Genomic DNA, 20,682 nt, shown 5'->3' on the forward strand with positions numbered 1-20,682 from the left:
CGATCGCCGCCCCGAGCGAGGAGCGAGCGATGCGACGGCGAGCGAGTCAGGTGACGGGTGCAGCGGCGCTGACGTTCGCGACCGCGGTCCTCCTGGCCGGATGCTTCGGGGGCGCCCCGAGCCCGAGCGACAGCGCACGGCCGAGCCCTGACGCGAGCACCCCGCCGACCGCGGTCGAGCCACTCGTGCTGCAGCCCGACGCCTCGGCCGACGAGAACCTGCCCTTCTTCGATCAGGTGAACACCGGCGTCGTCGCCGCGAATGCCGCCGCGGGCGGGCGCGACTTCATCGACGCCCTCGTCGCGGCCGGGTTCGACAAAGCGGCGATGTCGGTGACGGCCGACCAGACGACGCTCGGCGAGCCCGCCGACTCGATCCAGTTCGCCGTCGCGTTCCAGGGCGCCTGCCTGGTCGGTCAGTACGGCCCGAAATCGGGCGGCTACCACGGAGCGGTGCGCCCGGTGCTCGGCGACGGCGGATGCCTCATCGGACAGACCCGGCCCATAGACTGGTAGGCGACATGGCTGAATACATTTACTCGATGGTGCGCGCCCGCAAGGCGGTCGGCGACAAGGTCATTCTCGACGACGTGACGATGGCGTTCCTCCCAGGAGCGAAGATCGGTGTCGTCGGCCCGAACGGGGCGGGAAAGTCCACGATCCTGAAGATCATGGCCGGACTCGACCAGCCCTCCAACGGCGAGGCCCGGCTCACGCCCGGCTTCTCGGTGGGCATCCTCATGCAGGAGCCCGAGCTCGACGAATCGAAGACGGTGCTCGAGAACGTCCAGGAGGGCGTCGGCCCGATCAAGGGCAAGATCGACCGCTTCAACGAGATCTCGCTCCTGATGGCCGAGCCCGACGCGGACTTCGACGCCCTGCTGGCGGAGATGGGCACGCTGCAGGAGGAGATCGACGCGGCTGACGCGTGGGACCTCGACTCGCAGCTGGAGCAGGCGATGGACGCACTGCGATGCCCGCCGGGCGACGAGCAGGTGTCGGTGCTCTCCGGCGGTGAGAAGCGTCGTGTCGCGCTCTGCAAGCTGCTGCTGCAGAAGCCCGACCTGCTGCTGCTCGACGAGCCGACCAACCACCTCGACGCCGAGAGCGTGCTGTGGCTCGAGCAGCACCTCGCCAAGTACCCCGGCGCTGTGCTCGCCGTCACCCACGACCGGTACTTCCTCGACCACGTCGCGGAGTGGATCTGCGAGGTCGACCGCGGTCGCCTCTACCCCTACGAGGGCAACTACTCGACGTACCTCGAGAAGAAGGCCGAGCGCCTCGAGGTGCAGGGCAAGAAGGACCAGAAGCTCCAGAAGCGCCTGCGCGAGGAGCTCGACTGGGTCCGCTCCAACGCGAAGGGGCGCCAGGCGAAGTCGAAGGCGCGCCTCGCCCGCTACGAGGAGATGGCGGCCGAGGCCGAGCGCACGCGCAAGCTCGACTTCGAGGAGATCCAGATCCCGCCGGGCCCGCGTCTGGGCGACATCGTCCTCGAGGCCAAGAACCTGCAGAAGGGCTTCGGCGACCGCAAGCTGATCGACGGTCTGAGCTTCTCGCTGCCGCGCAACGGCATCGTGGGCATCATCGGCCCGAACGGCGTCGGCAAGACCACGCTCTTCAAGACGATCGTCGGCCTGGAGCCGCTCGACGCCGGCGACCTGAAGATCGGCGACACGGTCAAGATCTCCTACGTCGATCAGAGCCGTGGCGGCATCGACCCGAAGAAGACCCTCTGGGAGGTCGTCTCCGACGGGCTCGACTACATCCAGGTCGGCAAGACCGAGGTGCCGAGCCGGGCCTACGTCTCGACCTTCGGCTTCAAGGGCCCCGACCAGCAGAAGCCGGCGGGCGTGCTCTCGGGCGGTGAGCGCAACCGCCTGAACCTCGCGCTCACCCTCAAGCAGGGCGGCAACCTCCTCCTGCTCGACGAGCCCACGAACGACCTCGACGTCGAGACCCTCTCGAGCCTCGAGAACGCGCTGCTCGAGTTCCCCGGCTGCGCCGTGGTGATCACTCACGACCGGTGGTTCCTCGACCGCATCGCGACGCACATCCTCGCCTACGAGGGCACCGAGGAGGACCCCGCGAACTGGTACTGGTTCGAGGGCAACTTCGAGGCGTACGAGGCGAACAAGGTCGAGCGCCTCGGTGCCGACGCCGCGAAGCCGCACCGCTCCACCTACCGCAAGCTCACCCGCGACTGACATGCGGCTGCACGTGCCGACCCCGCTCCGCTGGAGCGACCTGGACGCGTACGGGCACGTCAACAACGCCCGGATGCTGAGCCTCCTCGAGGAGGCTCGCATCCAGGCGTTCTGGGTGAACGACGACGGCTCCGTCGAGCACGCCGTGGGCGCGTCCACGGCCGTGCTCGACGCGACGCCCGGGGCGACGACGGTCACGCTCATCGCCAGGCAGGAGGTCGAGTACCTCGCGCCGATCCCGTACCAGCGGCTCCCGCTCGACATCGAGCTCTGGATCGGCCACATGGGCGGGGCGAGCCTCGACGTCTGCTACGAGGTGTACTCGCCGCTCGGAGCCGAACCGCGCACGCTCTACACGCGAGCCTCGACGACGATCGTGCTCGTCGACGCTGCGAGCGAGCGCCCTCGGCGCATCACCGACGACGAGCGCGCGGCCTGGGAGCCGTACCTCGAAGCCCCGGTCGCGTTCCGGCGAGGCTGAGCGAGTCGCGGCTCACCGCTCCAGCGGAGTCTCGCTGAAGCCGCCCTCCCAGACGGCTCGGCTCCCGGACTCGCCGATCGCGACGAGCGTGATGACGGTCCCGGTTCCGACGGCGAGGCTCGCGACGATCAGCACGAGGGACGCGGCGACGCTCGCCCCGCGTCCCCTCGGCCGCCGTTCGAGGAGCGCCCAGGCGGACACCGCCACCGCGACGACGAGCGATCCGACGAGCCACGGCACGATCGACTCGCCCCGCGCGGTGTGGTCCTGGATGAGGGGCGCGGGCGGAACCCGCACCTCCAGCCATTTTCCGGCCTCGATGGTGACGAGGCCGAGCGGCAGCAGCAGTGCGGTCCCGATCAGGGCCGGCAGCCAGAGCGTCCGACGTGCGCGGGGCCACGCCGCGAGCACGACGAGCAGCAGCGCGCAGAGCGGAGTGAGCACGACGACGGCGTGCACGAGCAGCACGTGCAGCGGCAGTCCCGCAATCTCGTAGTCCACCGTGGGTCACCCGGAGACGACGACGCGATCCCCGTCGACCTCCACCGGGATCGCGGTCAACGGCTTCAAGGCGGGTCCCTGCAGCACGTCGCCGGTCGCAGCATCGAACTTCGATCCGTGGCAGGGGCAGTCGAACTCCGCACCCGCCGCGGCGACCACGCACTGCTGGTGGGTGCAGATGGCGCTGAACGCCATCACGGCCCCGGCGGTGCGTTGCGAGAGGAGGATCGCCTCCCCGTCGACCGTCGCCGCGACGCTGCCGCCGACGGGGACGTCCGCGAGCTTGGCGAGCTCGCTGCCCGGCGCGAGGGCCGGAGCGGACTCGCCCCCGCTCCCGCTGCCTGAGCCGGTGGTCGAGTCGGAGCCTCCGTCCGCGTCGCCGGACGGTGCGCCGCCGGTCGCGCAGGCGGCGAGCACCAGCGCTCCGCCGGATCCGCCGAGCGCGATGAGCGCGCGTCGGCTGAGTCGAGTGGCATCGGACATCGGCGACCTCCTCGTCCCCGACCTCGGCGGGCCGGTGAGGCGATTCTGCCCCAAGTCGACGGCCGGCGGAGGAATGCTCAGCGTGCGTCCAGCTCCCGGCGCGTCCCAGTCTGCACCGGCACCGGCACCGGCACCCGCATCCGCATCCGCACCGCCCGCAGCACCGGATCAGTCGAAGGAACCCGGGTTCGGCACCCGGACCATCCCCTCCTGGGCGACGCTCGCGACGAGCACGCCGTCTCGCGTGTAGATCCGGCCGAGCGACAGCCCTCGCCCGCCTGCCGCCGACGGCGACTCCTGCGTGTACAGCAGCCACTCGTCGACGCGCGCGTCGCGGTGCCACCACATGGCGTGGTCGAGGCTCGCGATCTTCAGGCCGGGCGTCGTCCAGGCGACGCCGTGGGCGCGCAGGATGGGCTCGAGGATCGAGTAGTCGCTCGCGTAGGCGAGTGCCGCACGGTGCTGGTTCGGGTCGTCGGGCAGCCGGCCGAAGGCGCGCATCCAGACCGCCTGCCGCGGCACCCGCTCGCCCTCGACCTCGAGGTAGATGGGGGAGGGGACGTGGCGCATGTCGAACGCCCGCTCGCTGGCCCAGTAGCGGGCGACGTCGTGGTCGACCTTGCCGAGCACGTCGGCGGTGGAGGGCAGGCTCTCCGGGTCCGGCAGATCGCTCGGCATCGCGAGCTGGTGCTCGAGCCCGTCGTCGCGGGTCTGGAATGACGCGATGAGCGAGAGGATCGGCTCGCCGTTCTGGAAGGCGTGCGTTCGCCTGGTGGAGAAGGACCGGCCGTCGTGCAGGCGGTCCACTGAGAAGGTGATCGGGTGCTCGACGTCGCCCGGGCGCAGGAAGTACCCGTGCATCGAATGGATGACCCGCTCGGGCTCGACCGTGTGCATCGCCGCCATGAGCGACTGGGCGAGCACCTGCCCGCCGAAGACGCGCCCGAGCGGCATCCACTGCGAGGGACCGGTGAAGATGTCCTCGGTGGTGCGCGCGCCCGTGGTCGTCAGGTGGAGCGTGCTCAGCAGTCCATCGATGGGTCCGTTCACCCGTGCCTCCAGCGAAAAGCTCCTGCGCGCTCCGGATCGAGCGCGCGGCGCGGACGTCCGGCCGCCGCCCCTTGGTAGTTTAGACAGGACATGGTTCAGCACTTCACGCTCGCCGACAGCCTGTCGCTCGGCGACCTGCACACGTATCTGCAGCGGGCAGCTCGCGTCGACGAGGGCTCGGTGCGGCTCATCGCCGGCTCCGGCATCCTCGCCGTGTACTCCGCGATCCTCTACCCCCGCGGCATCCTCGACGAGACGCCGACCGTGCTCGGTCTGCGCACGTTCGGGCTCGAGGAGACCGAGGACTTCGACATCGTCGTCCCGCTGCGCTCCCTCACCGATCGCATCGCCCGGGCGAAGGCCGACGTCGACCCCGAGGACCCGTCGCGGCCGGTGACCATGTCCCGCCCGCACGAGGTAAGCACGGTGACCTGGGCCGGCATCTCGCCGCCGCGCGGCGGCTGGCGCTCGATCGGCTCGACCGACGCCGCCACGCTCGAACGAGCCGCGCGCGCAGGCATCGACGAGGTCGCCGAGGCGATCCCGGACGGCACCGGCGAGCAGCTCGTGCAGCGGGTCCGCTCCGAGGTCTGGGGGCGCGGGGTCGAGGGGCTCGAGTACGTCCCCGCGGGTGCGGCGTTCGCGACGTTCAGCCTCGGCTTCCTGGGCGACGACGAGGTGTCGATGTTCGAGACCGGTCCGTGGACCAGGCTCTCGACGAAACGCGGCCACGTGCTCGTGCGCCAGCGTCCCTGGTCGCTGAAGAGCTGACCCCGGCTCAGCCCGCCGCGATCGCGCGCCCGGCGGCTCGCCCGCTGAAGAGGCAGCCGCCGAGGAAGGTGCCCTCGAGCGCGCGGTAGCCGTGCACGCCGCCCCCGCCGAAGCCGGCGGCCTCGCCGACCGCGTAGAGGCCGGGCACGGGCTCGCCGTCCGCGCCGAGCGCCCGCGAGGACAGGTCGGTCTGGATGCCGCCGAGCGACTTCCGCGTCAGCAGGTGCAGCTTCACCGCGATGAGCGGACCGTTGGCGGGGTCGACGAAGCGGTGCGGCGCGGCGACGCGGATGAGCTTGTCGCCGCGCGAGGCGCGCGCGCCCCGGACCGCCGCGAGCTGCGCATCCTTGCCGAAGTCGTTCTCGAGCGCCCGGTCGTGCGCGAGGACCTCGCGGGCGATGTTGGCGGTGTCGAGCTCGACGTCAGGGGAGCGGCGACCCATCTCGGCGAGGAGCTCGTCGAGGGTGTCGGCGACGATGAAGTCGGCGCCGTGCTCCTTGAACGCCTCCACGGGCGCCGGGGCGCCCGAGCCGAGCCGCTGGGCGAGCAGCTTCAGGTCCTTGCCTGTGAGATCGGGGTTCTGCTCGCTGCCGGACAGCGCGAACTCCTTCTCGATGATCTTCTGGGTGAGCACGAACCAGGAGTGCCCGTAGCCGGTCGCGACGAGGTGCTCGAGCGTGCCGAGCGTGTCGAAGCCGGGGAAGAGCGGCGCCGGCAGCCGCGAGCCCGTCGCGTCGAACCAGAGCGACGAGGGCCCGGGCAGGATGCGGATGCCGTGCAGCGGCCAGATCGGATCCCAGTTCTGGATGCCCTCGACGTAGTGCCACATGCGGTCGCCGTTCACGAGCCGGGCCCCGGCGTCGGCGGTGATCTGCAGCATTCGCCCGTCGACGTGGGCCGGCACGCCGGAGAGCAGCTCGGCCGGCGGGGTGCCGAGGCGCTCGGGCCAGAACTGCCGGACCAGCTCGTGGTTGCCGCCGATGCCGCCGCAGGCGACGACGACCGCGGGGGCGCGGACCTCGAACTCGCCCACCACGTCGCGATTGCTCGGCGCCCCGCGTTCCGCGTCGTCGTCGGCGAGGACCGCACCGCGCGCGCCGACGACGGCGCCGCCCTCGACGATGAGCTCGTCGACCCGGTGGCGGTGCCGGAACTCGACGAGGCCGGCCGCCTCGCCGGCCTTCACCCGGGCGACGAACGGGGCGAGCACGCCCGGGCCGGTGCCCCAGGTGATGTGGAAACGGGGCACCGAGTTGCCGTGCCCGAGCGCGCGGCCGTCACCGCGCTCCGCCCAGCCCACCACGGGGAAGAAGCGCACGCCCTTGCCGTGCAGCCAGTCGCGCTTCTCGCCGGCGGCGAACTCGAGGTAGGCCTCGGCCCAGCGGCGACCCCACTCGTCCTCCTCGCGGTCGAAGCCTGCGGTGCCGGCCCAGTCCTCGCTCGCGAGCTCGAGCGAGTCGCGGATGCCCATCCGCCGCTGCTCGGGGGAGTCGACGAGGAAGAGGCCGCCGAAGGACCAGTGCGCCTGCCCGCCGAGGCTCGCGGCGGGCTCCTGGTCGAGGATCAGCACGCGGCGGCCGGCATCGACCAGCTCGGAGGCGGCGACCAGGCCGGAGAGGCCGGCGCCGACGATGATCGCGTCGGGGGTGCGGTCGGATGCTGCCACGTGGACTCCTTCGTCGCTTCGGGTGGTGGCGGTGCAGGGCTCAGTCGTCGAAGGTGTTCACCATCGCGAATGCGGCTCGCTGCAGATAATCCCACAGCGTGGCCTCGGCGAGGGGCGGCAGCTCGAGAGAGTCGACGGCGCGGCGCATGTGCGCGAGCCATCGGTCGCGCGCGTCGGGGTTGACCTTGAAGGGCAGGTGCCGCATCCGCAGTCGCGGGTGGCCGCGCTCCTCGCTGTAAGTCCCGGGCCCGCCCCAGTACTGCTCGAGGAAGAGCTGCAGGCGCCTGGCGGCCGGACCCAGATCCTCCTCGGGGTACATCGGCTTCAGCACGGGATCGTCGGCGACGCCGCGGTAGAACTCGGCGACGAGCCGTTCGAAGGTGGGGCTGCCGCCGACCGACTCGTAGAAGGTCTGGCCGAGCCCGGGGCCGTGCTCGCTGCCGCGCAGCTGCACCCCGGCGGGCGGGAGCTTCGTCGGCTCGTTCGCTTCGCTCACAGCGTGGTCCCTTCGTCGTCGGCCGGGCGTCGCTTCGCGGCGCGAGACGGCTTCGCCTTCGGAGTGTACGGTTCGGCGCCGGGGACCACGGCGTTCGGCGCCGTCCGGGGCGGGCGAGCGCCCTTCACCCTGGTGACGCTGTCGAAGCCGGCGAGCACCACGGAGTTCATGCTCGGCAGCTTCACGCCCATCTCGTCGAGCGAGTGCTTCAGGCGGACGCGCAGCTCGCGCGCGACGTCGTCCTTCGAGGAGGTGCGCACCTTCATCACGATCCGGATGACGAGCGCTTCGGCGGAGATCGACTCGAGGCCCCAGATCTCCGGCTTCTCGAGGATTCGGCTGCGCCACTTGCTCGACTTCGCCATCTCGGTGGCGGTGCGCAGCATCTCGGTCTCGACGGCTTCGACGTCGGCGTCGTACGGCACCGCCAGGTCGAGGATGACGCGGGCCCAGCCCTGCGACATGTTGCCGACGCGGAGGATCTCGCCGTTGCGGACGAACCAGAGGGTGCCGTTCACGTCGCGCACGGTGGTCACCCGGATGCGCACCTCCTCGACGATGCCCGTCGCCGGTCCCAGGTCGACGACGTCGCCGACGCCGAGCTGGTCCTCGACGACCATGAACAGGCCGTTCAACGCATCCTTCACGATGTTCTGCGCGCCGAAGCCGAGGCCCGCGCCGATCGCCGCGGAGAGCAGCGCGAACGAGCCGAGCAGCGTGTTGTCGATCGTGTTCACGATCATCAGCACGACGACGATGAAGAGCGTGACGTTGACGATGTTGCGGAGCACCGAGCCGAGCGTGCGGGTGCGTTGCACGAGCCGCACGGCCGCGAGCGGGGAGGCCTGCAGCGCCTGCGTGTCGGTGACGTCCTGCTTCTTCTTGACCCCGGAGACGATCTGCTTCACCACGCGGTCGATGACGAAGTGCAGCACCCAGCGGATCAGCAGCGCGATGCCGACGATGAGCAGGATCGCCACGAGCTTGCCGACGATGGTGCCCCAGTGCTCCGACCAGAACGTCGCGATATCGGTCCAGAATCCGGGGTCGACGGGGGTGTCCTCACCGTCGACCGGGGGCGTTTCAGCGAACACGAGCATGATGGCCCGAGTCTAGTGAGCGCTACTGGGCATCGACGGTGAGGGACGCGGCGTCGCGTTCGCGGGCCGCGAGCGCACGGTCGAGCTCGGCGAGCTTCTCCGTGACGAGCCGCGCGAGCGGGGCCGGCTCGGGGTTCCGGGCGAGCCAGTCGCGGGCGAGCTCGGCGAGCCCTTCGTCGACCAGGGCGACGGGGAAGAGCCCGCGCACGATGATCGCGGCCATGTTGAAGCTGCGGCTCGCCCACACCTCTTGCAGCTCGTCGAAGTACGCGGCCGCCGTCGGGGCGAGCAGCTCGGCGGGGCGGGCCCGTCGCCAGCCCTCGGCGATCGCGCGGGCCAGGTCGTTGGAGAGCGAGGCATCCCGCATCACCCGCTCCCACGCCGCCTGCTTGACCGCGGGGTCGGGGCGCGCGGCGCGGGCGGTCTCGGCGAGCTGACGCCCCTTCGCGGTGTCGTCCGCGGCCAGGGCGCGGTCGATCTCGGCGTCGCTCGCCACGCCGAGCGCGGAGCGGGCGATGACGAGCTCCCAGCGCAGGTCGAGGTCGACCTCGAGGCCGGGCAGGGCGGTGCCGCCGTCGGCGAGCCCGGCGAGCAGCTCGGCGTGGGCGGAGCTGGACGCGATGCGGGTGAACGCCTTCACGAGCTGCAGCTGCGCGTCGGAGCCGGCCTCGGAGAGCTCGGCGAGCGCCCAGATCGCGTCGCCGGCCTCGCCGACGATCCGCTCGCGGTGCTCGTCGGCGAGGTACTGCGAGAGCGCGAGCTCGAGCCGGGCGAGCGCGAGCCCGCGCGCCGAGGACTGGGTCTCGCGCCCGATATTCGCGAGCACGAGCCGCACGAACGCCGAGGCGGGCAGCTCGGCGTCGCGGACGGCGTCCCACGCCGAGCCGAGCACGACGGCCCGCGCGACGGGGTCGTCGATCGCCGAGAGGTGGTCGACCGCGGTGGCGAAGGACTCGTCGTCGAGACGCACCTTCGCGTAGCTGAGGTCGTCGTCGTTCACGAGCAGCAGCGCGGGGCGGGCGAGTCCGACGAGCTCCGGCACCTCCGTCGCCGCCCCGTCGAGGTCGAGCTCGACGCGGTGCACCCGCACGAGACGCTCGTCGCGGAGCTCGTAGGCGCCGATCGCGACGCGGTGCGGACGCAGCGTCGGGTGCTCGGCGGCCGCGGTCTGCTCCACGCGTGCCGCGGTGATGCGGCCCGAGGCATCCGTGTCGATCACCGCGCGCAGCGTGTTGACGCCCGCGGTCTCGAGCCAGCGCGCCGACCAGTCGGCGAGGTCGCGGCCGCTCGCCCGCTCGAGCTCGGCGAGGAGGTCCGCCAGCGTCGCGTTGCCGCCGCCGTGCTTCGCGAGGTACGCGCCGACGCCCTGCTGGAAGGCGTCGAGGCCGACCCACGCCACGAGCTGCTTCAGCACCGAGGCGCCCTTGTCGTAGGTGATCGCATCGAAGTTCACCTCGACGTCGGCGATGCTCGGGATCTCGGCGACGATCGGATGCGTCGAGGGCAGCTGGTCCTGCTCGGCCGCGTGGGTCTTCTCGTCGCTCGCGAAGGTGGCCCAGACACCGGTGAACTCGGTCACGCGCGAGGTCGCGAGCGTCGAGGCCCAGGTGGCGAACGACTCGTTCAGCCAGATGTCGTTCCACCAGCGCATCGTCACCGAGTTGCCGAACCACATGTGGCTGAGCTCGTGCAGCACGACGATGGCGCGCTGCTCGCGGCGCGCGTCGGACACCCGCGAGCGGAACAGGTAGGACTCGTTGAACGTGACCGCGCCGACGTTCTCCATTGCGCCCCAGTTGTACTCGGGCACGAAGATCTGGTCGTACTTGCCGTAGGGGTACGGCACGCCGAAGGCCTCCTCGTAGAACGCGAGGCCCGCGGCGACCGTGCCGAACATCATCTCGGGGTCGGCGTACTCGGCGAGCGAGGCCCTGGTGAAGAGCCCGAGCGGTACCTCTCGGCCGTCGACGCTCGCGGCGCTGCCGTGCCAGCTCGCGTACGGTCCGGCGACCACGGCGACGATGTAGCTCGAGATGACGGGGCCGGTCTCGAAGCGCCAGACTGCGTTCGGCGTGCCGGCGATCGGTTCGGCCTCGGGCGACGGCGCGTTGCTCAGCACCGACCAGTGCGCCGGGGCGCTGATCGTGAAGCGCACGGCGGCCTTGAGGTCGGGCTGGTCGAAGACGGCGTAGACCCGGTTCGCCTCGGCGACGGCGAACTCGGTGTAGAGGTACCGTTCGCCGTCGACCGGGTCGACGAAGCGGTGCAGTCCCTCGCCGGTCTTCGAGTACGCGTTCGTCGAGACGACGCGCAGCTCGTTCTGCTCCGCGAGCCCGTCGAGGCGGATGCGCACGCCGTCGCTGACGACGGACGGGTCGAGCGCTCGGCCGTTCAGTGTGAGCTCGTGGATCGTCTCCGTGTTCGCCTCGATGAACGTCGCGGCGCCGGCGACGGCGGCGAAGCGGGCGGTGGTCTCACTGCGGAAGGTCTCGCCGTCGTCGGTGAGGTCGAGCACGACCTCGTAGCTCGGCGCGCCGACGATCGCGGCCCGCTCCTCGGCTTCGACGCGGGTGAGGTTGGCAGCAGGCATGGACGATCCCTTCGTAGCGATGGCGCCGCACCAGCCTAGCGAGCCGCGCCCGGCCGCCGGCGGCCGCTCGTGCAGCGCCGGCGGCCGCTCGCGCGGCGTCGGCGCGGCGCGATCAGCCGAGCAGCCCCTGCTCGTAGGCGAGGATCACGAGCTGCACCCGGTCGCGCGCGCCGAGCTTCTGCAGCACGCGCCCGACGTGGGTTTTCACGGTCGACTCGGACAGGAAGAACCGCTCGGCGAGCTCGGCGTTGTTCAGCCCCTCGGCGATCGCCAGGAGGATCTCCCGCTCGCGCGCGGTGAGCGCGTCGAAGCGGCCGGGCTCCGGACGCCGTGCGGCCCGCTGGCCCGTCGCATCGTCCGATGCGGGCAGCTCGGCGGCGAAGAGCTCGAGCATGCGCCGCGTCACCCGCGGCGAGAGGGCCGCCTCGCCGCTCGCGACCGTGCGGATGGCGGCGACGAGCTCCTGCGGTCGCACGTCCTTCAGGAGGAAGCCGCTCGCGCCCGATCGGATCGCCGCGAAGGCGTACTCGTCGAGGTCGAAGGTGGTGAGCACGATGATCCGGACCTCGGGATGCCGGGCGCTGAGCTCGGCCGTCGCGGCGATGCCGTCCATCCCGGGCATGCGCACGTCCATGAGCAGCACGTCGACCGCGGTCTCGCGCGCGAGGGCGAGCGCGGCGAGCCCGTCTCCCGCCTCGCCGACGACCTCGATGCCGGGCTCCGCGTCGAGCACGAGGCGGAAGCCGGTGCGGACGAGGGCCTGGTCGTCGACGATCGCGACCCGGACGGGGCCGGCGGTGGGCAGGGCTTCGATGGTCATTCCGGGGTCCCGTCGTCGATTCGTTCGTGGGGGTCTTCGGTGCCGCAGGGCTCGGCCGGTGTGACCGGGAGCGTCGCCCGGAGCCGCCAACCGCGGGCGCCCCGCGGCCCCGCGTCGAGCGTGCCGCCGTACAGTGCGATGCGCTCGCGCAGCCCGGCGAGGCCGCGTCCGGCGCCGCGCGTCACCGGCGCGTCGCCCTGTGGCGGCGGGGCGTCGTCCTCGACGAGCACCTCGACCTCTCCCGGGCGGTGCTGGAGGCGCACCTCCACATGCTGGGCGTTCCTGCCGTGGCGGAGGGCGTTCGTCAGCCCTTCCTGCACGAGGCGGTAGACCGCGAGCGCGACGGCGGGGTCGGCCTCCGGCACGCCGCTCGTGGTGAGCCGCACGGGCATGCCGGCCTCGCGGAAGCCGTCGATCAGCTCCGGGATGGCCGAGAGACCCGGCTGAGGCGCGAGCTCGGCCGGACTGCCGCCCGGCTCCCGGAGGACGCCGAGCATGCGGCGCATCTCGCCGAGCGCGCTGCGCCCCGTCTCGGCGACGGAGCGCATGGCCTCGGCGGCGCGTTCCGGGTCGCGCGAGGCGGTCGCGGCCGAGCCGTCGGCGAGGGTCACCATCACGGTGAGCCCGTGCGAGACGATGTCGTGCAGTTCGCGGGCGATGCGGGCCCGCTCGGCCGCCGCGGCGAGCTGGGCCTGCTGGTCGCGCTCCCGTGCGAGGTCGTGCGCGCGGGCGATGAGCGCGAGGAGGTACCGCCGCCGGTTGCCCACCGTGACCCCGATGAGCGTGACGATGAGCATGATCGCGGCGTACTGCGAAGAGGTGGCCACCGGGCCGCCGAACGGGGAAGGGGCGACCCACGCCTCGAGGTAGGCGCTCAGCGTGGTCACCCCGACGGAGCCGCCGAAGCCGATCCAGGCGGCCTTCGTCGAGCGGTACACCCCGAGCGCGTAGAGCGCGTAGAGGATCGGGAATCCGTCGCTCATGCCGAACGGCGCGACCATCAGGCAGACCGACCAGGCGATGCCGGTCAGCAGCCACGGTCGGGTTCTCCGGAACAGCAGCACGGCCGCGCCGCCGATCGCGATGCCGACGACCTGCAGCAGGGTGGCGACCAGGGGCGGCGTGGGCGAGTCCGAGGCGATGACCATCGTGGCGATGAACGTCGGGACGACGTAGAGCGCGGCGAGGATCGAGTCGGTGAGCCGCGGATGGCGGGCCCAGAACTGTCGGATGACCCCGGGCGGCTTCGGCAGACGGAGCTCACCCCCGACCGCCGGAACGGGGCGGTCGGGGGTGAGCGGTGGCGCGTCCGGCATAGGCAGGACTCTACGCGTCGCGGCGCTTCAGCAGCACGGCGGCGCCGGCGAGTGAGACTGCCAGCCAGGCGAGGACGACGAGCAGGCTCTGCCAGGCGTTCGGCCCCGGGAGGGTCGCGGGGTCCGCGCCGATCGTCATGAACATCGTCATCCCGGCCGAGGAGAGCAGATACGGCATGAGGTCGGACGCCCACTCGGCGGGGATGAGCCCGAGCACCGTCGGCAGGAGCAGCAGGATGCCGAGCACGGCGGCGATGCCGCCGGCGCTGGACCGGATGATCGTCCCGATGCCGAGCGCGAAGACCGAGACGAGCGCGAGGTACAGCGCTGCGCCGCCGAGGACGAGCAGCACGTTCTCGGCGAACAGCGAGACGTGCACGCCGCTGCCCGCGAAGATCGCCGCGGCGACGCCGAACGCCGCGAGGTTCGTCACGACCCCGACGACGAGGGTGGCGACGAACAGGACGACCGCCTTGCCGGCGAGCGCGGGCAGTCGCTTCGGTACCGCCGAGAGGGTCGACCGGATCATGCCGGTGGTGTACTCGCCGCTGATGATCAGGACGCCGAGGACCGCGACGACCAGCTGCCCGAAGTAGGTGCCGAAGACGGCCGACTGCAGCACCATGCCGGTCTGCTCGGCCGGCGGCGCGGCGGAGACGTCCATGCCGCTCATGCCGTTCGCGAGGCTGAACGACATGAGCACGGCCATGCCGAGCGAGATCGCGACGACGATGAGGTACGACCAGACGGTCGAGCGGAGGCTGCGGAGCTTGATCCACTCCGAGCGGAGGATGCCGCCGAAGCTCAGCCGGGCGGTGTGCGGGAGCCGGGGACCGCCCTGGACGGGGCGGGCCGCAGTGGTGGCGGTGGTCATCGGACGGCCTCCGTACGGTACTCGACGGCGTCCGCCGTGAGGGCCAGATAGGCCTCCTCGAGCGACGCGTTCTGCGGGGTGAGTTCATGGATGGCGAGGCCGTTGGCCGCCGCCAGATCGCCGATGCCGGCGGCTTCGAGGCCGGTGATCTCCAGCAGTCCGGCCTCGGAGCGGATGATGACGACGTCGGGCGCCGCGAGCAGCTCCGCGAGCTGGGAGGCATGCGGCGAGCGGACCCGCACGCGCTGGCGGGTGCCGGCGGCGATGATCTCCTCGACGGGCGCGTCGGCGATGATCTCGCCCCGGCCCAGCACGATGAGGTGGTCGGCGGTCTGCGCCATCTCGCTCATCAGATGCGAGGACAGGAAGACCGTGCGGCCCTCCCCGGCGAGGTGCCGGACGAGCTGGCGCACCCAGAGCACGCCCTCGGGGTCGAGCCCGTTCACGGGTTCGTCGAGGATCAGCACTGACGGGTCGCCGAGCATCGCAGCGGCGATTCCGAGGCGCTGACCCATGCCGAGCGAGAAGCCGCCGACGCGCTTGCGGGCGACGGACTCGAGGCCCGTGAGCTCGATGACCTCGTGCACCCGGCGCTTGGCGATGCCGTGCGTCGCGGCCATCGCGAGGAGGTGGTTCTCGGCGGTGCGCCCGGTGTGCACGGCCTTCGCGTCGAGCAGGGCGCCGACCTCGTGCAGGGGCGCGCGGTGCTCGGCGTAGGGCTTGCCGCCGACCGTGACGGATCCCGTGTCGGGTCGGTCGAGGCCGACGATCATGCGCATGGTGGTCGACTTGCCGGCGCCGTTCGGGCCGAGGAAGCCCGTGACCTGCCCGGGGCGCACCTCGAACGACAGATCGTGGACGGCGGTCTTCGCGCCGTAGCGCTTGGTGAGCGCGGTTGCGGTGATCATGCCTTCGACGGTACGCAGCCCGCCAGCTCCGCGCATCGCCCTCGGGAATGGCAGACGGGCGGTGCGGTGGTACCCGGGTACTACCGCACTGCCCGTCCACGGTGCCGCTGCGCCGCCTACGCCGCGTCGCGCTCCTGCGCGGCGAGGGCGCGCTCGACGCCGGCGACGTTCTCGACGACGAGGCGGCGCAGCGCCGGCGCGGCGTCGGCGTTCGCCGCGAGCCAGGCGTGGCTCGCCTCGACGAGCTCGCGGTTGGCGAGGGTCGCGGGGTAGAGCAGCTCGACGAGCTTCTCGGCGATGGCGTAGCTCCGCTCGGTCCAGACGCGGCCGATCATGTCGAAGTAGCGCGGCACGAACGGCGTGAGCAGCTCGCGGTCGCCGGCGCGGACGAAGCCCGCGGCGGTGGTGCGCACCACCGAGTTGGTGGCGGTGTCCGCCTCGACGATCGAGTCCCAGGCGCGCTGCTTGCCCTCGGCGGTGGGGATGGCGGCGCGGGCGTGCGCCGCGGACTCCTGCCCGGTCGCGGTCTTGTCGGACTCGAGGCGGGCATCGATCTCGGCATCGCCGGCACGACCGGCGGCGACGAGGGCGATGAGCAGCTCCCAGCCGAGGTCGGTGTCGATGTCGAGGCCGTCGAGGCTGCGCTCACCCGCGAAGAGCGCGGCGAGCTCGTCGATGTGGCTGCCGGACTCCGCGAGGGCGGCGAAGTACTTCACGAACTGGAACTGCGCGTCGCTGCCGGCCTCCGCCTGCTGCGCGAGCTCCCAGAGGCCGTCGGCCAGGGAGCGGCGCGCGTCGGCGCGCCGCTCGGGTGCCACGTAGGAGCTCGCCGCCAGCTGTGCGTTCGCGAGCACGATGCGCAGCGTCGTCGACTCGGTCTCGGCGGCGATGTTGCCGAGCACGAGCTCGAGGTAGTCGCTCGCGCCGGTCTCGGCGTCGCGGGTCGCGTCCCACACGCTCGACCACACCATGGCCCGGGCGAGCGGGTCCTCGATCTTCGACAGGTTCTCGATCGCGATCTTCTGGGAGGCCACGTCGAGGCGGATCTTCGCGTAGGCGAGGTCGTCGTCGTTCAGCAGCACGAGGTCGGGGCGGGCGCGGCCGAGCAGCTCGGGCACCTCGGTGCGCTCGCCGTCGACGTCGAGCTCGACCCGGTGCTCGCGCACGAGCTTGCCGTCGACCAGGTTGTAGAAGCCGATGGCGAGGCGGTGCGGGCGGATCGTGGGGTAGTCGGGGTGCGCCGACTGCAGCACCGCGAAGGAGGTGATCGCGCCGTCGGCGTCCGAGGTGATCTCGGGACGCAGGGTGTTCACGCCCGCCGTCTCGAGCCAGAGCTTCGACCAGCCCGACAGGTCGCGGCCCGACGCGGTCTCGAGCTCGGTGAGCAGGTCGGCGAGGGTCGTGTTGCCCCAGGCGTGCTTCTTGAAATACGCGGACACGCCCGTGAAGAACGCCTCGATGCCGACCCACGCGGCGAGCTGCTTCAGCACCGAGCCGCCCTTGGCGTAGGTGATGCCGTCGAAATTCACCAGCACGTCCTCGAGATCGCGGATCTCCGCGACGATGGGGTGCGTGGAGGGCAGCTGGTCCTGTCGATAGGCCCAGCTCTTCTCCATCGAGTTGAACGTCGTCCAGGCGTGCACCCACTCGGTCGCCTCGGCGGTGGCGATGGTCGAGGCCCACTCGGCGAACGACTCGTTCAGCCAGAGGTCGTTCCACCACTTCATCGTGACGAGGTCGCCGAACCACATGTGCGCGAGCTCGTGCAGGATCGTGACGACGCGGCGCTCCTTGATCGCGTCGGTCACCTTCGAGCGGAACACGTACACCTCGGTGAAGGTGACCGCGCCCGCGTTCTCCATCGCACCCGCGTTGTACTCCGGCACGAAGAGCTGGTCGTACTTCGCGAACGGGTAGGGCACGTCGAACTTGCCCTCGAAGTACGCGAAGCCCTGCTTCGTCTTCTCGAAGATGTAGTCCGCGTCGAGGTACTGCGACAGGCTCTTCCGACTGAACACCCCGAGCGGGATGACCCGGCCGTCCGAGCTCGTGAGCTCGTCGCGCACCACGTCGTACGGGCCTGCGATGAGCGCCGTGATGTAGCTGGACATGCGCGGGGTGGGCTCGAACGCCCAGGTGGCCGTGCCCTCGCCTGCGGCGACCGGCTCGGGGGTCGGCTGGTTCGAGACGACCTGCCAGTGCGACGGTGCGGTCACGGTGAACCGGAAGGCCGCCTTGAGGTCGGGCTGCTCGAACACGGCGAACATGCGCCGCGAGTCGGGCACCTCGAACTGGGTGTAGAGGTAGACCTCGCCGTCGGCGGGGTCGACGAAGCGGTGCAGGCCCTCGCCGGTGTGCATGTAGCGGCCGTCGGCGACGACGACGAGCTCGTTCTCGGCGGCGAGGCCGGGCAGCTGGATGCGGACGCCGTCGCTGACCTCGGCGGGGTCGAGGGCGACCCCGTTCAGGGTGACCGAGTGCACCTCGGCGGTGATGGCGTCGATGAACGTCGAGGCGCCGGGCGTCGTCGCCTGGAACCGGACGGTCGTCGTCGAACGGAACACCTCGGGGCCCGTCGTGACGTCGAGGACGACGTCGTAGTCGTGGACCTGGACGAGCGCGGCACGCTCCTCGGCTTCCAGGCGGGTGAGGTTCTCTCCGGGCACGTGCGCTCCTTCGCTTCATCGACGCGGCTCGTGGCCGCAGGCAACGCCGACCAGCCTACTCGCGCGACCGCGCTCGCGCCCGGTCGCAGCGGTTCCGCTCCGGGCGAACCCGACGTAGCGTGGCGGCATGCGCGAGACCATGAATCCGGATGCCTCGACCGCCGCTCGCTACCGGGCCTTCGCCGAGGTCGAGGCGCGCGGGATGTCCGCGACGTACGAGGCGTGGGCCGCGGGCGTGGCCGGGGACCGCCCGACGATCGCGCTGATCGAGGAACTGCCGGTCGCGAAGCGGCAGCCGAACCTCGTGTTCAGCGCGGCGCGGTTCCAGGGCGCGCCGCTCGGCCCGTACGCCGTGCTGCGGGACTGGCTGCACCGGCACTGGATCGAGGTCCGCGCCACGGTGCTCGACCACGCCACGCAGACGAACGAGGCCGGCCGCTGCGCGCTGCACCTCCCGGTGCTCGCTGCGCTGCCGGGCCCCCTCGCCCTGCTCGAGGTCGGCGCGTCCGCCGGGCTCTGCCTGTACCCGGATCGCTACGCCTACCGCTACGACGAGCGGCCGCCGATCGAGCCGAGCGACGGCCCGAGCCGGGTCGTGCTCGACTGCGAGACCAACGGTCGGGTCCCCATCCCCGAGCGGTTGCCGGAGGTCGTCTGGCGGGCGGGCATCGATCTCAACCCGCTCGACGTGACGCACGCCGACGACCTCGCCTGGCTCGACGCGCTGATCTGGCCCGAGCACGACGACCGCCGCACCCGGCTCCGCGAGGCGGCCGCCATCGTCGCCGCCGAGCCGCCCCGCCTCGTCGCGGGCGATCTCGTCGAGGAACTCGCCCGCCTCGCAGCCGAGGCGCCGGCCGGGGCGACGCTCGTCGTGCTGCACACCGCGGTCATCGCGTACCTCGACGAGGAGGCCAAGCGGCGCTTCGTCGCCGAGGTGCGGCGGCTCGACGGGCACTGGCTCTCCGTCGAGGGGCGCAGCGTCGTCCCCGGCATCGCGGCGCGCGAGGACGCGCCGAATGCCTCGAGCGACTTCGTGCTCGCCCTCGACGGGGAGCAGCTCGCGTGGGTGCAGCCGCACGGCCGGGCCATCCGCTGGATCGGCACTCCCTAGAATCGTCAGCATGCGCATCCACATCGCGACCGACCACGCCGGCCTCGAGTTCAGCCGGACCCTGCAGGCCCACCTGACGAACGGCGGGCACGAGGTCGTCGACCACGGCCCGGCCGAGTACGACGCGCTGGACGACTATCCCGCGTTCTGCATCAACGCCGCCCTCGGCGTCGCCCGCGACCAGGCGGCCGGCGTCCGCGCGCTCGGCGTCGTCTTCGGCGGTTCCGGCAATGGCGAGCAGATCGCGGCCAACAAGGTGCGCGGCATCCGCGCCGCCCTCGTCTGGAGCATGGACACCGCGATCCTCGCCCGCGAGCACAACGACGCCAACGTCATCTCCATCGGTGCGCGCCAGCACACCGTGGAGGAGGCCATCCGGTACATCGACGCCTTCATCGCGGAGCCGTTCTCCGGCGATGAACGTCACGTGCGCCGCATCGCCCAGCTCGCCGAGTACGAGACCACCGGCGACATCGCCGGCAAGGGCGTCGACACCTCGGCCGGCTCGGCGCAGGTGTCGGAGCCCGAGGCGTAGGGCGCGCCGGATGCCAGAGGGCCACTCCGTCCATCGCATCACCCGCCAGTTCGAGCGCAACTTCGTCGGGCACCTCGTGCACGTGTCGAGCCCGCAGGGGCGATTCGCCGAGGGGGCTGCGCTCCTCGACGGCCGGCGGATGACCGACGCGCGCGCCGTCGGCAAGCAGATGTTCCTCGGCTTCGAGGGCGACCGCTGGCTGCGCGTGCACCTCGGCATCTACGGCGCCTGGGACTTCGCCGGCGACATCCTCCTCGACCCGACGATCGCCTCCGCGAACGGTCGCATGGGGCAGACGAACATGCGCGGCACCTTCCTCGACGGCCCGAACCCCGACGCCGTCGTGCTCGACGCCGCCGGCGAGAACTCGCTGACCTCCATCGGTGCGCCGCGGCGCACCCGGCTGCGCATGGCCGAGTCGGAGAAGGAGGGGGACACCGCCTGGTCCTTCCCGCCCGAGCCGGTCGGCCAGGTGCGGGTGCGTCTGCTCACCGACACCGTCTGCGCCGACCTGCGCGGGCCGACCGCGTGCGAGGTGCTCGACCCGGCCCAGGTCGAGGCGACGGTCGCGAGGCTCGGCCCCGATCCGCTGCTCGACGACAGCGCCGAGGCGGAGGAGCGCTTCGTCTCGACGGTGCGGCGCAAGCCCACGCCGATCGCGCTGCTGCTCATGGATCAGAACGTCGTCGCCGGCATCGGTAACGTCTACCGCGCGGAGCTGCTGTTCCGGGCGGGCCTCAACCCGCACACCCCGGGCCGGCTCGTGCCGGAAGAGACCGTGCGGGAGCTCTGGCACGACTGGGGCCGGCTCCTGCGCGTCGGCGTCGAGACCGGGCAGATGATGACGATGGACGGCCTCGAGGGCGAGGCCTACCGCGCCGCGATGGCGAACCGCGACGACCGCCACTGGGTCTACAAGCGGGAGGGCCTGCCGTGCCGCGTCTGCGGCACGAACATCGTGCTCGAGGAACTCGGCGCGCGGAAGCTCTACTGGTGCCCCTCCTGCCAGGCGTGAGCCTGCGTCGCGGCTGAGCGGCGGGGGATAACCCCCGCCACGATCCGGACGGGTGCCGGATGGGGCGGGGCGATCGCGCTCGCGAGGCTGGAA

The 20,682-nt window shown here is 71.8% G+C and carries 19 protein-coding genes; 7 read left to right on the forward strand and 12 right to left on the reverse strand.

Going from position 1 to position 20,682, the window contains the following annotated elements; translation table 11 throughout:
• Window positions 1-29: 29 nt before the first annotated feature.
• The 3 genes from IEY71_RS08820 to IEY71_RS08830 are packed head-to-tail and all read left to right on the forward strand — an operon-like array spanning window position 30 to window position 2,684.
• Window positions 30-515, forward strand: coding sequence for a DUF6993 domain-containing protein (locus tag IEY71_RS08820; RefSeq protein WP_189084837.1), 486 nt, complete (start codon window positions 30-32; stop codon window positions 513-515).
• A gap of 5 nt (window positions 516-520) precedes the next feature.
• On the forward strand, window positions 521-2,203 hold the full coding sequence (gene ettA / locus IEY71_RS08825; RefSeq protein WP_189084838.1) for an energy-dependent translational throttle protein EttA: 1,683 nt from the start codon (window positions 521-523) through the stop codon (window positions 2,201-2,203).
• Between the two features lies 1 nt (window position 2,204).
• Window positions 2,205-2,684 carry an acyl-CoA thioesterase gene (locus tag IEY71_RS08830; RefSeq protein WP_189084839.1) on the forward strand — a complete coding sequence of 160 codons (480 nt, stop codon included), beginning with the start codon at window positions 2,205-2,207 and terminating at the stop codon, window positions 2,682-2,684.
• A gap of 12 nt (window positions 2,685-2,696) precedes the next feature.
• Here IEY71_RS08830 and IEY71_RS08835 read toward each other — a convergent pair whose 3' ends face one another.
• The 3 genes from IEY71_RS08835 to IEY71_RS08845 all read right to left on the reverse strand — a co-directional run bounded on the left by IEY71_RS08835 (window position 2,697) and on the right by IEY71_RS08845 (window position 4,718).
• On the reverse strand, window positions 2,697-3,185 hold the full coding sequence (locus IEY71_RS08835) for a DUF2231 domain-containing protein (RefSeq protein ID WP_189084840.1): 489 nt from the start codon (window positions 3,183-3,185) through the stop codon (window positions 2,697-2,699).
• A 6-nt stretch (window positions 3,186-3,191) separates the two neighbouring features.
• On the reverse strand, window positions 3,192-3,668 hold the full coding sequence (locus tag IEY71_RS08840) for a QcrA and Rieske domain-containing protein (protein WP_189084841.1): 477 nt from the start codon (window positions 3,666-3,668) through the stop codon (window positions 3,192-3,194).
• Window positions 3,669-3,836: 168 nt separating this feature from the next.
• A complete protein-coding gene (locus IEY71_RS08845) occupies window positions 3,837-4,718 on the reverse strand; it encodes an acyl-CoA thioesterase (protein ID WP_229781600.1) in 882 nt (293 codons plus the stop codon).
• Window positions 4,719-4,808: 90 nt separating this feature from the next.
• Between IEY71_RS08845 and IEY71_RS08850 the strand changes: the two genes are divergently transcribed.
• Entirely contained in the window at window positions 4,809-5,489 is a 681-nt protein-coding gene (locus IEY71_RS08850; protein WP_189084842.1) for a DUF8185 domain-containing protein, read from the forward strand.
• A 7-nt stretch (window positions 5,490-5,496) separates the two neighbouring features.
• On the opposite strand, the gene IEY71_RS08855 is transcribed toward IEY71_RS08850, so the two are convergent.
• The 9 genes from IEY71_RS08855 to pepN (IEY71_RS08895) form a co-directional block, all read right to left on the reverse strand.
• A complete protein-coding gene (locus IEY71_RS08855; protein WP_189084843.1) occupies window positions 5,497-7,155 on the reverse strand; it encodes an FAD-binding dehydrogenase in 1,659 nt (552 codons plus the stop codon).
• Window positions 7,156-7,195: 40 nt separating this feature from the next.
• A complete protein-coding gene (locus IEY71_RS08860) occupies window positions 7,196-7,603 on the reverse strand; it encodes a globin (RefSeq protein ID WP_189085150.1) in 408 nt (135 codons plus the stop codon).
• A gap of 44 nt (window positions 7,604-7,647) precedes the next feature.
• On the reverse strand, window positions 7,648-8,751 hold the full coding sequence (locus IEY71_RS08865; RefSeq protein WP_189084844.1) for a mechanosensitive ion channel family protein: 1,104 nt from the start codon (window positions 8,749-8,751) through the stop codon (window positions 7,648-7,650).
• Between the two features lie 22 nt (window positions 8,752-8,773).
• Window positions 8,774-11,341, reverse strand: coding sequence for an aminopeptidase N (gene pepN, locus IEY71_RS08870; RefSeq protein WP_189084845.1), 2,568 nt, complete (start codon window positions 11,339-11,341; stop codon window positions 8,774-8,776).
• A 112-nt stretch (window positions 11,342-11,453) separates the two neighbouring features.
• Window positions 11,454-12,161 carry a response regulator gene (locus tag IEY71_RS08875; RefSeq protein ID WP_189084846.1) on the reverse strand — a complete coding sequence of 236 codons (708 nt, stop codon included), beginning with the start codon at window positions 12,159-12,161 and terminating at the stop codon, window positions 11,454-11,456.
• Window positions 12,158-13,477: a sensor histidine kinase gene (locus IEY71_RS08880; protein ID WP_189084847.1), complete on the reverse strand. Its 1,320-nt coding sequence runs from the start codon at window positions 13,475-13,477 to the stop codon at window positions 12,158-12,160. Before IEY71_RS08880 ends, IEY71_RS08875 begins: the two co-directional genes overlap by 4 nt.
• Before the next feature lie 10 nt (window positions 13,478-13,487).
• Window positions 13,488-14,351, reverse strand: a complete 864-nt coding sequence (locus IEY71_RS08885) for an ABC transporter permease subunit (protein WP_189084848.1) — start codon at window positions 14,349-14,351, stop codon at window positions 13,488-13,490.
• On the reverse strand, window positions 14,348-15,259 hold the full coding sequence (locus tag IEY71_RS08890; RefSeq protein ID WP_189084849.1) for an ABC transporter ATP-binding protein: 912 nt from the start codon (window positions 15,257-15,259) through the stop codon (window positions 14,348-14,350). The genes IEY71_RS08885 and IEY71_RS08890 overlap by 4 nt, the downstream gene beginning before the upstream one ends.
• A 116-nt stretch (window positions 15,260-15,375) precedes the next feature.
• On the reverse strand, window positions 15,376-17,925 hold the full coding sequence (gene pepN / locus IEY71_RS08895; RefSeq protein WP_189084850.1) for an aminopeptidase N: 2,550 nt from the start codon (window positions 17,923-17,925) through the stop codon (window positions 15,376-15,378).
• Between the two features lie 127 nt (window positions 17,926-18,052).
• Here pepN (IEY71_RS08895) and IEY71_RS08900 point away from each other — a divergent pair, with 127 nt between their 5' ends.
• From IEY71_RS08900 to IEY71_RS08910, 3 genes are read left to right on the forward strand one after another with little or no spacing between them, the layout of a single operon-like run.
• Window positions 18,053-19,039, forward strand: coding sequence for a DUF2332 domain-containing protein (locus IEY71_RS08900; RefSeq protein WP_229781601.1), 987 nt, complete (start codon window positions 18,053-18,055; stop codon window positions 19,037-19,039).
• 10 nt (window positions 19,040-19,049) lie between these two features.
• Window positions 19,050-19,574, forward strand: coding sequence for a ribose-5-phosphate isomerase (locus IEY71_RS08905; protein ID WP_189084851.1), 525 nt, complete (start codon window positions 19,050-19,052; stop codon window positions 19,572-19,574).
• Window positions 19,575-19,584: 10 nt separating this feature from the next.
• A complete protein-coding gene (locus IEY71_RS08910; RefSeq protein ID WP_189084852.1) occupies window positions 19,585-20,589 on the forward strand; it encodes an Fpg/Nei family DNA glycosylase in 1,005 nt (334 codons plus the stop codon).
• The last annotated feature ends 93 nt before the right edge of the window (window positions 20,590-20,682 follow it).

It is taken from the genome of Agromyces mediolanus (assembly GCF_014648575.1).
Taxonomy (GTDB): Bacteria; Actinomycetota; Actinomycetes; order Actinomycetales; family Microbacteriaceae; genus Agromyces; species Agromyces mediolanus.

Coding starts and splice junctions, on each gene's coding strand:
- IEY71_RS08840 (WP_189084841.1), bottom strand. CDS start 3,668: ATGTCCGATGCCACTCGACTCAGCCGACGCGCGCTCATCGCGCTCGGC.
- IEY71_RS08830 (WP_189084839.1), top strand. CDS start 2,205: ATGCGGCTGCACGTGCCGACCCCGCTCCGCTGGAGCGACCTGGACGCG.
- IEY71_RS08910 (WP_189084852.1), top strand. CDS start 19,585: ATGCCAGAGGGCCACTCCGTCCATCGCATCACCCGCCAGTTCGAGCGC.
- IEY71_RS08905 (WP_189084851.1), top strand. CDS start 19,050: ATGCGCATCCACATCGCGACCGACCACGCCGGCCTCGAGTTCAGCCGG.
- IEY71_RS08890 (WP_189084849.1), bottom strand. CDS start 15,259: ATGATCACCGCAACCGCGCTCACCAAGCGCTACGGCGCGAAGACCGCC.
- IEY71_RS08875 (WP_189084846.1), bottom strand. CDS start 12,161: ATGACCATCGAAGCCCTGCCCACCGCCGGCCCCGTCCGGGTCGCGATC.
- ettA (WP_189084838.1), top strand. CDS start 521: ATGGCTGAATACATTTACTCGATGGTGCGCGCCCGCAAGGCGGTCGGC.
- pepN (WP_189084845.1), bottom strand. CDS start 11,341: ATGCCTGCTGCCAACCTCACCCGCGTCGAAGCCGAGGAGCGGGCCGCG.
- IEY71_RS08885 (WP_189084848.1), bottom strand. CDS start 14,351: ATGACCACCGCCACCACTGCGGCCCGCCCCGTCCAGGGCGGTCCCCGG.
- IEY71_RS08900 (WP_229781601.1), top strand. CDS start 18,053: ATGCGCGAGACCATGAATCCGGATGCCTCGACCGCCGCTCGCTACCGG.
- IEY71_RS08850 (WP_189084842.1), top strand. CDS start 4,809: ATGGTTCAGCACTTCACGCTCGCCGACAGCCTGTCGCTCGGCGACCTG.
- IEY71_RS08820 (WP_189084837.1), top strand. CDS start 30: ATGCGACGGCGAGCGAGTCAGGTGACGGGTGCAGCGGCGCTGACGTTC.
- IEY71_RS08880 (WP_189084847.1), bottom strand. CDS start 13,477: ATGCCGGACGCGCCACCGCTCACCCCCGACCGCCCCGTTCCGGCGGTC.
- IEY71_RS08865 (WP_189084844.1), bottom strand. CDS start 8,751: ATGCTCGTGTTCGCTGAAACGCCCCCGGTCGACGGTGAGGACACCCCC.